Annotated in this window: 12 protein-coding genes and 1 tRNA gene; 8 read left to right on the top strand and 5 right to left on the bottom strand. The window is 58.8% G+C overall.

Features of this window, described 5'->3' with window-relative positions:
• Nucleotides 1-30 precede the first annotated feature (30 nt).
• Both rnd and CO583_RS07115 read left to right on the top strand, forming a co-directional pair.
• Complete coding sequence (gene rnd / locus CO583_RS07120; protein WP_081562814.1) at nt 31-1,221, top strand: ribonuclease D; 1,191 nt, start codon at nt 31-33, stop codon at nt 1,219-1,221.
• A gap of 146 nt (nt 1,222-1,367) precedes the next feature.
• Nucleotides 1,368-2,054, top strand: a complete 687-nt coding sequence (locus tag CO583_RS07115; RefSeq protein WP_249103291.1) for a GcrA family cell cycle regulator — start codon at nt 1,368-1,370, stop codon at nt 2,052-2,054.
• Nucleotides 2,055-2,148: 94 nt separating this feature from the next.
• Here CO583_RS07115 and CO583_RS07110 read toward each other — a convergent pair whose 3' ends face one another.
• Nucleotides 2,149-2,649, bottom strand: a complete 501-nt coding sequence (locus tag CO583_RS07110) for a polymer-forming cytoskeletal protein (RefSeq protein ID WP_232317282.1) — start codon at nt 2,647-2,649, stop codon at nt 2,149-2,151.
• Between the two features lie 251 nt (nt 2,650-2,900).
• Between CO583_RS07110 and CO583_RS07105 the strand changes: the two genes are divergently transcribed.
• Complete coding sequence (locus CO583_RS07105; RefSeq protein WP_043558069.1) at nt 2,901-3,887, top strand: adenosine kinase; 987 nt, start codon at nt 2,901-2,903, stop codon at nt 3,885-3,887.
• Between the two features lie 81 nt (nt 3,888-3,968).
• Here the strand turns inward: CO583_RS07105 and hpnK are convergent, their stop codons facing one another.
• The 4 genes from hpnK to CO583_RS07085 form a co-directional block, all read right to left on the bottom strand.
• A complete protein-coding gene (gene hpnK, locus CO583_RS07100) occupies nt 3,969-4,805 on the bottom strand; it encodes a hopanoid biosynthesis-associated protein HpnK (RefSeq protein ID WP_043558072.1) in 837 nt (278 codons plus the stop codon).
• A gap of 158 nt (nt 4,806-4,963) precedes the next feature.
• The gene (gene hpnJ / locus CO583_RS07095) at nt 4,964-6,388 is read right to left on the bottom strand and encodes a hopanoid biosynthesis associated radical SAM protein HpnJ (RefSeq protein WP_043558074.1); all 1,425 of its coding nucleotides are present in this window, start codon (nt 6,386-6,388) and stop codon (nt 4,964-4,966) included.
• 83 nt (nt 6,389-6,471) lie between these two features.
• Nucleotides 6,472-7,647: a bacteriohopanetetrol glucosamine biosynthesis glycosyltransferase HpnI gene (hpnI, locus tag CO583_RS07090; protein WP_081562812.1), complete on the bottom strand. Its 1,176-nt coding sequence runs from the start codon at nt 7,645-7,647 to the stop codon at nt 6,472-6,474.
• A gap of 172 nt (nt 7,648-7,819) precedes the next feature.
• Complete coding sequence (locus CO583_RS07085; protein WP_166651580.1) at nt 7,820-8,476, bottom strand: ABC transporter substrate-binding protein; 657 nt, start codon at nt 8,474-8,476, stop codon at nt 7,820-7,822.
• Between the two features lie 357 nt (nt 8,477-8,833).
• Between CO583_RS07085 and hpnH the strand changes: the two genes are divergently transcribed.
• The 5 genes from hpnH (at nt 8,834) to CO583_RS07060 (ending at nt 12,688) form a co-directional block, all read left to right on the top strand.
• Nucleotides 8,834-10,033: an adenosyl-hopene transferase HpnH gene (hpnH, locus tag CO583_RS07080; RefSeq protein ID WP_043558082.1), complete on the top strand. Its 1,200-nt coding sequence runs from the start codon at nt 8,834-8,836 to the stop codon at nt 10,031-10,033.
• 75 nt (nt 10,034-10,108) lie between these two features.
• A complete protein-coding gene (locus tag CO583_RS07075) occupies nt 10,109-11,401 on the top strand; it encodes a hemolysin family protein (protein ID WP_043558084.1) in 1,293 nt (430 codons plus the stop codon).
• A 286-nt stretch (nt 11,402-11,687) separates the two neighbouring features.
• Nucleotides 11,688-12,101, top strand: coding sequence for an RNA polymerase-binding protein DksA (gene dksA / locus CO583_RS07070; RefSeq protein ID WP_043558086.1), 414 nt, complete (start codon nt 11,688-11,690; stop codon nt 12,099-12,101).
• A gap of 56 nt (nt 12,102-12,157) precedes the next feature.
• Nucleotides 12,158-12,232: transfer RNA gene (locus CO583_RS07065), tRNA-Thr, on the top strand.
• A 93-nt stretch (nt 12,233-12,325) separates the two neighbouring features.
• A complete protein-coding gene (locus tag CO583_RS07060; protein ID WP_043558089.1) occupies nt 12,326-12,688 on the top strand; it encodes an arsenate reductase in 363 nt (120 codons plus the stop codon).
• Nucleotides 12,689-12,830 lie beyond the last annotated feature (142 nt).

Genomic DNA, 12,830 nt, shown 5'->3' with positions numbered 1-12,830 from the left:
AGATGGTCAGTTTCCGGCAGACGGTGTAGAATGGCCGCCATGTCAAAAAAGCCCGATTTTCCTGCCCCTGTCATGATCACTACCTCGGCTGGGGTAGCATCCCTCTGTGAGAAGCTGCGTCACGAACCGTTCGTGACGGTGGATACGGAGTTTGTGCGGGAAAGAACCTACTGGCCCCGCCTGTGCCTTGTCCAGCTTGGTGGTTGTGAGGATGTTGCCCTGATTGATGCCTGTGTGCCGGGCATTGACCTGTCTCCCTTGGCGGCTCTTCTGGCAGAGCCTGCGTGCGTGAAGGTTTTTCATGCTGCCCGGCAGGACCTTGAGATTTTCCTCCATTTATTCGACCAGCTGCCCGTCAATGTGTTTGATACGCAGGTAGCGGCCATGGTGGCCGGGTTTGGTGAGCAGGTCGGGTATGACAATCTCGTGTCTGCCATGACAGGCCAGGGCATCGACAAGTCACACCGTTTCAGCGACTGGGCAGCCCGGCCTCTTTCAAAGGCGCAGATCGCCTACGCCAGTGCGGATGTGACCCATCTGCGGGTCATTTATGAAAAGCTGTTGGGCCAGCTGGAGGAACAGGGCCGCCTGCCCTGGGTGAAGGATGAGCTTGCGGCTTTGGGGGAAGTCAGCCTCTTCCGGCCGGATCCCAGAGGGCTCTGGATGAAGCTGAAACCCCGCACAGGCAACAGGAAGGTACTGGCTGTCCTGCGGGAGGTGGCTGCATGGCGGGAAGAAGCGGCCCAGCAGGCGGATATGCCCCGCCAGCGAATCATTCGTGATGAAAGCCTGCTGGAGATTGCCGTGGCCCGTCCGCATGATAGCGGGACGTTGGCACGGATCCGTGGTGTCACGGCTGATTTTGCCAGAAGTGATCTGGGGCGTGATCTGCTGGCTGCCGTACAGCGGGGGGAGCAGTGCCCGGAGAGCGAACGGCCGGAACTGCCGCACAAACGCAAGGCGGAGCGGCCCCGTGCGCCTTCCGGTGTGCTGGCTCTGCTCAAGGTTCTTCTTACGGCCCGGAGTGAGGAAGGGCGCGTGGCAGCCCGGCTGATTGCCTCCTCGGATGAGCTGGAGCGTCTGGCGCAGGGGGAGACGGACCTGCCGGTTCTCAAAGGATGGCGGGCCGAACTGTTCGGGCATGAGGCGCAGGCCCTGCTCCGGGGGGAGAAGGTTCTGTTTGTCAGTAAAGGCCAGTTGCAGGTCGTGGACAGGGGATGAAGCCCTGTTGCCCGGAAACTGCGCTGGTGGATGAGCCACACGGCAGGTGAGGAGATGGGGCCGGTTTTGGGTTGGCCCGGTTTCTGCTAAGCATGGTGGGAGACCGCCATGGCTGTGTGCTGTGGGAACGAGTGGAGAAAACGTGGATGGCTATGGAATGGACAGATGAGCTGATCGCGCGGCTCAAGGAGCTTTGGGAGCAGGGTCTCTCAACGGCTGAGATTGGCCGTCAGCTTTCTATTACGAAGAATGCGGTCGTTGGCAAGGCTCATCGCCTTGGGTTGCCGCCTCGTCCGTCTCCCATCCGCAACAAGGCCGCAGCGGAGGGCTCTGCCAAACCGGCACGTACCCGGACCCGCAAGGCCGAGGCCACATCTGAGGCTGTGGAGGAGAAGGCCGCCTCCGCAGCGCCTGCCAAGCCTGTGGAGAAGAAAAAGGCTGCGGCTCCCAAGGTGGTGAAAGTGTCTCCTGCTGCTGCGGAGGAGCCGGCAAAACCAGCCAGTGTCAAGGCGGACAGACCGGCCGGAGCCGAAAAGCCAGCCAAGGCATCAGCTCCGAAAGCAGCTGCAGCGGCTCCTGCTGAAAATCCCAAAGCAGCCGAGCCAGCGGCACGTCCGGCAGCGCCGGTCGCCCAGCGTAAGGTGGCTCCGCCGCGGCGTGTGCGTGATACGATCGATCGCACCTTGCGGCAGGGGCCGACATGCCAGTGGCCTCTCGGAGATCCCGGCACGCCAGATTTCCATTTCTGCGGTGCCACACCACTGCCCGGCAAGCCTTATTGTGCGGAACATGCCGCCATTGCTTATGTGAAGATTCGGGATCGTCGTCACTGAGAGCGTGACTGCGGCTTGCGGGCTGTCATGAAAAAGGCTGCCATCCCGTGCAGGAATGGCAGCCTTTTCCGTTTCCAGATGATGAGGGGGCAGGTCAGCCCTTGGGCTTGCCTGCTGGGGCCTCGGCCGTTTCATGGGGGTGGTTGTGGGGATGGTCTTTCGTGCCAGGCAGTGGTGCGGTGATCATGCCCAGCTTGCCGGTGATCTGCCCGCCTTCTTCCACCTGCAGGCGACGGCATTCCGCATCGCCAAGCAGGCGCCCGCTGGCCCGGATGGTGAGTGTGTTGCGAACGGTCAGTTCGCCCTCCAGCGTACCGGAGACTTCTGCACTTCCTGCCTCGACCTTGCCACGGAAGCAGCCGTCTGGGGCGACGGCGAGCTCCTTGACAGTGAGGTGGTCTACCTCAAGCGTGCCTTCAATGATGAGGCGTTCGATGTTTTCGACAGTACCACGGATGGTGATGCCATTATGGACAACCAGCGTACGGGCATTATCGGTGTAGCCGCCTTTGTCCTGACCACTGAAGCGGCTGGAGGAAGCCCGTTGGCGGGGCGCAGAACCGGGCATGGGGGAGGGAGGCGTGGGAAGAGACATGATTTCCTTTGGTCGGGTGATTGGAGTGGGCTGCATCACGGCAGAGCGGTTGAAACATGATACCGGAACACCGTTCCAGCAGGTGTACGACCCGGATAGAGCCAGAAGATGTTTCTGGCCAGGTGGCGGGACCAGTAAAGGGGGCTTTTTCATAACCTGTCAATGCCGGGTGGCAAAGAGGCATTGATATGCCCGCCACGGGCGTTATGGTATCAGGCTGATCGCCTGAAAACGAAAGAAAGTCGCCATTTATGTCTTCCACTGCTCCCAGATATGACCTTCTCTGCATTGGCAATGCCATTGTGGATGTGCTGGCCACCGTCAGCAGCGAGATGCTGGCCGAGTTTGGTGCCACTCCGGGCAGCATGACCCTGATTGATGCCCCCACGATGGCACGGATCGAACAGCGTATTCGTGTCGAGCAGGTGGCCGGTGGGGGCTCGGCTGCCAACAGTGCCGTTGTGGCTGCCCGTATGGGAACGAAAACGGCCTATCTGGGCAAGGTAGCGGCTGACAGGGCTGGTGAAGAGTTCACGGCTGACATGAAGGCGCAGGGTATTGCCTTTCCGTCTGTTCCGCTCGCCGGTGAAGAGGGAATCCCGACGGCCCGTTGCATTGTGCTGATTACGCCGGATGGTCAGCGTACCATGTTCACCTATCTGGGCGCCTGTGTGGAGTTCACCCCGCAGGATGTGATGGCCGATGTCGTGTCTGGCTCGGCCATCACCTATCTGGAGGGGTATCTGTTCGATCGTCCGCAGGCGCAGGAGGCGTTCTATCAGGCTGCCCGTCTGGCCCATGAGGCGGGGCGCAAAGTGGCCCTGACACTCTCAGATGCGTTCTGCATCCAGCGTCATCAGGCGGCGTTCCGTTCTTTTGTGTCGGAATCGGTTGATATCCTGTTTGCCAATGAGGGGGAAATCCTGGCCCTTTACGAGACGGAAGATTTTGATGAGGCCCTGAAGGCTCTCTCCGGGGATGTGGCGCTGGGTGTCGTGACACGGGGTGAGAAAGGGGCTGTCGTGCAGGCTGGTGCTACACGGCATGATGTTCCGACAAAGCCTGTGAAGGTTGTTGATACGACGGGGGCCGGGGATGCTTTCGCTGCTGGCTTTCTGGCTGGATATGGCCGGAAGCGGTCTCTGGTGGAGTGCGCCACGCTGGGGAATGAGGCCGCAGGCCATGTCATTGCCCGTCTTGGAGGCCGCCCTGATGAAGGCTTCGCCCTGAAAGCCTGAGGCTCATGCAGCCGGGATAGAGAAAGGGCCAGCCCTGCGGTTCGAGGGCTGGCCTTTTTTGCAGGTTGTGGATGGGGAGGGTCAGAGAGCACCCCATGTGGTGGTCTGTATGTTGTGGGCAGCGAGCAGCTCTCTTGTCGCAGGGCTCGTGAGTGTGGCGAGTTCCTGTTCGGGCTGATAGCCGGGCATGAGGCTTGCCATCTGGCTGTTCTGGCCTTTTGCCGGATGAAAATAGATTTCACTGATACCAGATGGCAGTTGTGGGATCAGTCTGTGGATGCGTTCTGGTGTCATATGGCCGGACCAGCGCAGGCCAAAGCAGGAATCATTGGTTTTCATGCCAGCGCGGCGAATCTGGTGGCGCAGGACACGGGTCCACTGCTCCAGGGCCTGGTCGCCAAGGCTGGGCGTTTCCCCCAGTGGGCCGGCAGGTTCCATGGGAGTGCGGATGGCTCGCAGTCCGTAGGTTCTGCCCGTCTGGATCATCATCTGCCCGATGGTTGGGTGCAGGTGCATGTGTTTGTGGGCATTGGCATGATCCAGTTGCAGGCCTGTACGGGCGAACTGCTCAAACTGGGCATGGATTTCCTTTTTCAGGGCAGCACGTGTGGTGGGCGAGAAAAAATACTGGAGGCCCAGCTGTAGCTGATTGCTGCCAAACCAGCCCTTCTGGTCCGTAATGATGGGGAGGTGCAGCAGGGAATCCCCTTCAATGACGACCAGATGAAGCCCCAACCGCAGGTTGGGCAGTCTTTTTGCCCGCCGCAGGGCATCCTCAAAGGCAGGGGCGGCCACCATGAGGCTGGCTGTGCTGAGGAGACCGTTGCGGTGGGCTTCCTCGATTGCTTCATTGACTTCCACGCTCATGCCGAAATCATCAGCAGAGAAAATGACGCGGCGGGGGGAGGAAACTGTCATGGTCTGGCTCGTGGGAGGAAGGTGAGAGGGTGGCCCTGTGTGGCAGTGGGCCCGCATGATGCCTCAATCAGGCTCTTATGTGAATGTCAGGGCATGTCATGAAAAAGGCGGCCTCACCAGAGGCCGCCTTTTCCCTGTTCAGTCGCTTCAGGCCAGTGTCAGGAGGAGTGACGCTGACGGAGGAACTGGAAGAATTCCACACCCTCACGCAGGCGGCGTTTGAGCATCTGTGGGTCCGTAATCATTTCCTTGACGATGGCGAAAATCTTGGAGGGGCGGAAGTAGAACTCCTTGTAGAAGGTTTCCACGCTCTTGAAGATTTCCGTATGGGAGAGATGCGGGTAATGCAGCGGGGCGATCTGCACGCCGTTCTCATCAATCAGCTCAGCCTCGTCTTCATTCAGCCAGCCATTTTCAGAGGCCTGCTTGTGCAGGAAGGTCCCCGGATAGGGAGCTGCCAGAGACACCTGCATGGTGTGCGGGTCAATCTCCTTGGCATATTCGATGGTCTCACGGATGGTTTCTTTTGTCTCACCCGGCAGGCCAACGATGAATGTTCCGTGAATCTTGATGCCCAGCTTGTGGCAGTTTTTCGTGAATTCACGGGCCGTTTCGATGCGCATGCCCTTCTTGATGTTGTGCAGGATCTGCTGGTTGCCGCTTTCATACCCGACAAGAAGCAGGCGCAGCCCATTGTCCCGCAGCACCTTCAGCGTGTCGTAAGGCACATTGGCCTTGGCATTGCAGGACCACGTCACGCCCAGCTTGCCAAGCTCCCGGGCGATGGCCTCGGCACGGGGCAGGTCATCGGTGAAGGTGTCATCATCAAAGAAGAATTCCTTCACCTGCGGGAAATATTTCATGGCAAGCCTGATCTCGGCTGCCACGTGCTCCGGGCTGCGTGTGCGGTAGCGATGCCCGCCCACTGTCTGCGGCCAGAGGCAGAAGGTGCAGCGGGACTTGCACCCACGGCCCGTGTAAATGGAGATGTACGGGTGTTTCAGGTAACCGATGAAGTAATCTTCAATTCTCAGGTCACGCTTGTACACTTCCGTCACGAAAGGCAGGCTGTCCATGTCTTCAATCATGGCGCGGTCCTTGTTGGTGATGATCTCACCATTCTCATTGCGCCATGTGATGCCATCCACCTCGGCAAGGGGCTTGCCTTCGGCAATTTCCTTGATGGTAAAGTCGAATTCATTGCGGGCCACGAAGTCGATCGGGCTGCCCTGTGCAAGGCTTTCGTCAGGCTGGACAGCCACCTTGGCTCCGACCATGCCGATCTTCAGCTTCGGGTTGGTTTCCTTCAGCATCTTGGCCACACGGACGTCAGACGGGAAGGACGGCGTGGAGGTGTGCATGATCACCAGATCACGATTCTTCACATCCTCAAGGATGGGGCCCATGCCCATCTTGGCCGGGGGAGCGTCGATCAGGCGTGAGCCAGGCACCATTGCTGCAGGCTGGGCCAGCCACGTGGGGTACCAGAAGGAGCGGATTTCCCGCTTTGCCTGGTAGCGTGAGCCAGCACCGCCATCAAAGCCATCAAAAGATGGGGGCTGCAGAAACAGTGTTCTCAACATGAACGGACACTCCTGATAATGTCGGGCCTGTCAACGCCGGTTTCGTTGACGGGAAAAGGGGCACACAAGGTTAATTGAGCTTGTTATAGGGACTTCGGAAGTTTTTTGCCACGGGAGATGTGCAGCGACTGCCCCCGCCAGGTCACCTGCGTGCCACGGGCGCTGCCAACCATGACAGCGGCCGACAGCCAGTCCCGGAAGATGAGATGGGGGAAAAGGCCGGGCATGGCGCAGTTTGTCAGCCGTCCGATGTGGCACGTCATGGCACTGCGGCAGAGCAGCCCCCCGCCCAGCAGTGCCCAGGAAAAAAACCGGGCTGGTGCAAAAAGGACACAGAGACTGCCCCAGAAGAGCGGCAGCTGGAGGGCGGAAAGACCATAACCGACAGGCTCCACACTGCGGACAGTCCGTCCCCAGCGCAGTTCATGCTGGAAGAGGGCCCCCAGGCCCGTTTCGGCAACGGTTGTCTGGCAGATGGTGGATGCCAGGGCAATTCTGCCGCCATTGTGGCGGATGAGCTGCCCCAGCACGGCGTCATCAGCCACATGCTGGACAAGAGCTTCCAGTCCGCCGATGTCTTCCAGATGCTTGCGCCGCAGGGCCATGGTGGCCCCCAGGCAGTCCTGCCGCCCCATGAGGCGGGACATCATGACACCGGGCAGGAAGTTTGTATTTATGCCACATGCCCCCAGCTTGCGGACGAGCGTGTTGCTGGCGGGCAGGCCTGCATAGAGGGTTGTGGCAAGCTGCACGCCGTCTTGCTGGAGTGCCCGTACGATGCTGGCCGTGTAGTCTGCGCTGACATGGATGTCGGAATCAGAAATGATCAGGACATCATGTTTACAGGCAGGAAACATGTTGATGAGATTGCCCACCTTGCGGTTAGGGCCGTGCTCTGTCTGGTCGATGACGACAGATATGTCCCGTTCGGGGTAGCGCTTCTGGAGGCGCCGGACGACGGCCAGTGCCGGGTCGTGTTCATCCTGAAGGCCGAAGACGATCTGATGGGGCGCCGGATAATCCTGCCTGAAGAAACTTTCCAGAGCCTCTTCCAGCAGCGGCTCGTCCCCGTGAAGGGGTTTCATGATGGTTACGGCTGGCAGGGTGCCATCATGGTGCAGGGGGCTCAATGTTTCATCGGGGATATGGGCTGTCCGGCGGAAACGGTGCAGCAGCCCGGTGCCGATGGCCCCCTGGAGATGCCCAGCCAGTGAAAAGATGCCGCTTACGGCAGAGGCGATCGCAAGCAGTGAGGGCATCAGCAGGAGTGTCCGCAGGAATGATGGAACTGGTGTGGAAGAGCTCCGCAGAGGGGCATCATGGTCGTCTGCCTGGCTGGCAGAACAGCTCTGCCAGCCATGTCATGACGTTTCTGATGGCCTGATACGTTGTCAGAGAGAGCTGGAAAGAAAAAAGCCATGCAATCCGGTTTTAGTCTTGTAGAAAATCATCCGCTTTCTTTGTCAGCGTACGAGCCAGGCCATTGGCGCCACTCTGGCTGAAAATGGTCTTGAAGTCGGAACGCTGGGCGGCAACCTGGCTGATATGGCCATCCAGCAGGATGTCCACGATGCGCCAGCCATTCGGGCCTTTGACCATCACATAGTCAATGGGTGTGGCTGATTCGGCGGAGTCATTCCTGTTGCCGATGGTCGTGTGGACGATGGTGCGTCCATCTTCTTCCGTAGTCTGGCTGACAGTGAAAACGGCATTCGTCCCAGGCTTGAACGTGGAGGCATAGCGGGCCACGGTGAACCGCTTGAAAGCATTGATGAGGGCACTGCGTTCATCAGCGGAGAGCTGGTCATAATGCAGGCCGACCGAACGCTTGAGGATGGCATCCATGTCGAAGGCCTGGTCAACCAGCGGGGCGATCATGGCGCTGCGCTTGCCGATGCCAGCCCCGGAATGTTCGGACTGCTCAAGTGCTTTGTAGAGGCCACTGATCGGGGCCTGTGGTGTGGCTGCCCCTGCCGGGGCGGCGGCGGGGGTGCGCCCGGCCGCATGGGCGGAGATAGGGGCGATGGCGGCGGGGACGCCTGCCAGCAAGGCCATCATGCTGATGGAAAACATAAGACAACGTTTCATGTGCATGTTCTTTCCTCCTATGTTCCTGTCCATGCAAGAGGCCATGAGACTCTTGGCACGGGGTCCCTGTAGGATGCCGCGTCACTGTGGTGAATCTGCTACAGTCGGGGCGGCAGTATAGCGCATTATCATTGAATGAACGAGTCTGTCGGCGTTATAGCGGGTGCATGTGGTGCCGGGAGCCTGTGACAACCAGGGGAGGGAGCCTCTCTTGTGCTTGCAATTCCCGGCTGCTTCTGCGAAGGAACCGGCAGGTTTCGTGGTGGGTCCCGGTCATGGAGGGATGTTCCATGGCTGGGCACGGGTGTCCTGATACCGTGATGCAGCCCCGATGGAGAGAATGATCAGAGGATTATAATGGCCGTACCATTGATGCAGGCTGTCCGAGTTGGACGGTACGTTCTCAAGCAGCACCTGACAGGACGCAAGCGCTATCCGCTGGTGCTGATGCTTGAGCCGCTGTTCCGCTGCAATCTGGCTTGCGCAGGTTGTGGCAAGATTGATTACCCCGCAAAGATCCTCAATCAGCGCATGAGCTATCAGGAGTGCATGGATGCTGATACCGAGGCGGGCGCCCCTGTGATCGCCGTGGCCGGTGGCGAGCCGCTGCTGCACAAGGAGATGCCGCAGATCATTGAAGGTCTGGTGGCCCGCAAGAAGTATGTCTATCTCTGCACCAACGCCCTTCTGCTGGAGAAGAAGATCGACGACTACAAGCCGTCTCCTTTCTTCTCATGGGATGTCCATCTGGACGGTGACCAGCAGATGCACGATTCGTCCGTCTGTCAGGAAGGCGTGTACGAGCGTGCGGTCAAGGCCATCAAGCTTGCCAAGTCCAAGGGCTTCCGTGTTTCCATCAACTGCACCCTTTTTGATGGTGTGAAGCCCGAGCGTGTGGCTGCCTTTTTTGATGAGGTCATGAAGCTGGGTGTGGATGGCGTGATGACGGCTCCGGGTTACGCCTATGAGCGTGCGCCGGATCAGGAACACTTCCTGAACCGCCAGAAGACCAAGACGCTGTTCCGTGACATCTTCCGCCTTGGCAAGGGCCACAAATGGCGGTTCACGCAGTCCCCGCTGTTCCTGAACTTCCTGGCCGGGAACGAGACCTATCACTGCACGCCGTGGGGCAAGCCGCTGCGTACCGTGTTTGGCTGGCAGCGCCCCTGCTACCTGCTGGGTGAAGGCTATGCCAAGACCTTCAAGGAGCTGATGGACGACACGGCCTGGGACCAGTACGGCACAGGTGCTTATGAAAAATGCGCCGACTGCATGGTCCATTCCGGGTACGAGTCCACGGCCGTGATGGACGCGGTCCGCCGCCCGCTGCACTTCATCAAGGTGGCTCTTCAGGGACCGGAGACGGAAAAGCCGATGGCTCCGGAAATCTCTCTGGCCAACCAGCGTCCGGCCTCTTATGGCTACGATGATGAAGTGGCCCGCCAGCTCGAGCGTATCGAAGGCGAAGAAGCCAAAAGCGGCAAGAAGCCGGCTCGTGGGCCGCGTGTCCGCATCAATGGCCGTATGGAAGGCCCGGCGGCTCCGGCTGCCAAGTAAGGCACGCTCTGTCTTCCTGCCCTGACTGTCCCGTCTGTCCTTGTGGCATGGGGCAGATCAGGGCAGGATGGCCTCATGATGATTCCTGTCCTGACAATTGTTCTTCTGATTTTCCTTAATGGCGTTTTCGCCACGGGGGAGCTTGCGCTTATTTCGGCCAAGCGGGCCCGGCTCTCCAATCTGGCACAGAAAAAGGTTGCCGGTGCGGAGCGGGCGTTGAAGCTGGCTGAAAACCCTCAGAATTTCCTGCCGACAGTGCAGATCGGCATGACCCTTGTCTCCATTCTGGAAGGTGCCTTCGGGGGCAGCCAGCTGGAGGAGGGAGTTCAGCATTTTTTTGAACATCTGGCCATTCCACAGCCTTTTGCGGGGGAGCTGGCCATCATCAGTGTCGTGGCGGCGATCACTTTTGCCATGCTCGTCTTTGGTGAGCTTGTGCCGAAGCAGATAGCCCTGCGGCGCCCGGAAACCATTGCCATCCATCTTTCATCCACCCTGGTGGTGCTGGCCTGGTGTACGAGGCCGGTCGTCTGGCTGCTGAGCAAAACGACGGACATGGTCCTGCGGCTGATCGGCCTTGGCTCCATGCCCCGTGTGACGGTGACGGAGGAAGAGCTGAAGGCTGTCCTCCAGGAGGGGATGCAGGCCGGAATACTGGAAACGGAGGAGCGGGCCATCATCGAGCGTCTGCTCCGTCTGGCGGATCGCCCCGTCCGGGCCATCATGACTCCTCGCAACGAGCTGTTCTGGGTCGATCGCAATGCTGATGAGGAAACACTGGCCAGGAAACTGCGCCAGTCATCTTACGGGCGCATTGTGGTCTGTGATGGTGATGTGGACCATCCTGTCGGTGTCATGCTGGCCAAGGATGTGATGGACAGGCTTCTGCTGGGTCTGCCCCTGTCCGTGGACGCTGTATTGCGGACCCCGCCTGCCATTCCGGACAGTCTGACCGCACAGGGGATGATCGAGCGCCTCAAGGGGATTTCCCTCGGGATCGTGTTTGTCTTTGATGAGTATGGCTCTTTCGAAGGGATCGTGACCCCCTCTGATGTGTTCGAGGCCATTATTGGTGATGAGGCGCTGGACGTGGCCGCACAGAAAAATTCTGAATCCGGTGGCAAGGAGGAATATATCCTTGATGGCACCATGCCGATTGATGATGTCTGTGTCCGTCTGGATATCGCCGTACCACCGGATGATGGCCGTTATCATACTCTGGGAGGGGCTCTCATGGCCCTGTTGCGTCGGGTGCCTGCCAAGGGGGACAAGGTGGTTTTCTCTGGCTGGCTTTTTGAGGTGCTGGAAATGGAGCGGCGGCGTGTTCTGCGGGTCCGGGCCAGCCGTTGGGCCTTGGCGAAGAACTGAAAAATCCCCCTTAATATGCTGGGGAAAATCAGTTAATATGGATTAAATTACAAGTATAATTTTTGTAAATTCACAATGAATATCTCTTGTGAATTATATTTCATAAAATAGGGGAAGGAGGAATCTGCCAATATTCTGGGGATGACAGGGAGTATCCATTTAAAAAAAAGCGGTTCTCTGTCTTGGCGTTATCTGGTGGGGTCGATATAACCCGGGCATCCGACTTCTCTGCCCGTCTCGCTTTGGAGCGGTGAGGTGAGGGAAGCTCTGCGAGAGGGAGTTCTGCATGATCACGCTTTCACCTGACTATCGCCCTTCCGATGATGAAGAGTTCATGAATGAACGGCAGCTTGCCTATTTCCGGCAGAAGCTGCTGCATTGGCGGATGGACCTTCTCAAGGAGGCGGGGGAAACTCTGGCCAGCCTTTCCGAGGGTGGGATACGTGAGGCTGATCTGACAGACCGTGCCACCGTGGAGACGGACCGGGCTTTCGAGCTGCGGACCCGGGACCGTGCCCGCAAACTCATCATCAAGATCGACATGGCTCTGGCCCGGATTGAGGATGGTTCTTACGGTTACTGTGAGGAAACGGGTGAGCCGATAGGGCTCCAGCGTCTGGAGGCCCGTCCGATTGCCACCCTGTCGCTGGAGGCGCAGGAACGGCACGAGCGGCACGAAAAGATTTATCGGGACGACTGATTAGGGGTTGCATGGCGGGGGCGAACAGGTTAGTTAACCCGCCATGGGACAGCAGTGCTGCTGTAGCTCAGTGGTAGAGCACTCCCTTGGTAAGGGAGAGGTCGCGAGTTCAATCCTCGCCAGCAGCACCATTCTTCAGTTTTTGATGAAGCCTCTTATCTGTCTCCTGTTTTTTCCTGATAATATGATGTCTTCTGTTTCCTTGCTGGAGAGGCACGGTCATTATGGTTGATACGGTTGTCCTGTACGGGATCAAGACCTGTTCTACGGTGAAGAAGGCCATGAAGTGGCTCGAGGACCGGGGGATTCCCGTCCGCTATCATGATGTTCGCAAGGACGGGCTGACAGCTGCCCTGCTGGAAGGTTGGGTTGAAGCTGTAGGGTGGGAGAAGCTGCTCAATCGGTCCAGCCTGACATTTCGCCGTCTTGATGAGGCACAGAAGCAGGACCTGACACAAGCCCGTGCCGTGGCGCTGATGCTGGAGCATCCAACCCTGGTGCGTCGCCCCGTGCTTGAGAGCGGAAAGACCGTTACGGTGGGATTCCGGCCCGAGCTTTATGAAGGGCTGTTCGCTCCGACAGCCTGACCATGGTTTTTCAGGCATGCAGGGAAGGCTCTTCGCCGTTCCGTTCATGAGATGATAGAGAAGGCTCCAGTTTCGGGGCCTTTATTTTTGAGAAGGAGGTGCAGTTATGGAGGTGTTTTCACGGCGGTCCTCTGTGGCTCCT

Origin of the sequence: Parasaccharibacter sp. TMW2.1882, assembly GCF_023337635.1 — a bacterium.
In the GTDB taxonomy this organism is placed as follows: domain Bacteria; phylum Pseudomonadota; class Alphaproteobacteria; order Acetobacterales; family Acetobacteraceae; genus Bombella; species Bombella apis.
The sequence above is the reverse complement of the archived record's forward strand: the minus strand, read 5'-3'. Positions and strand labels throughout refer to the sequence as shown.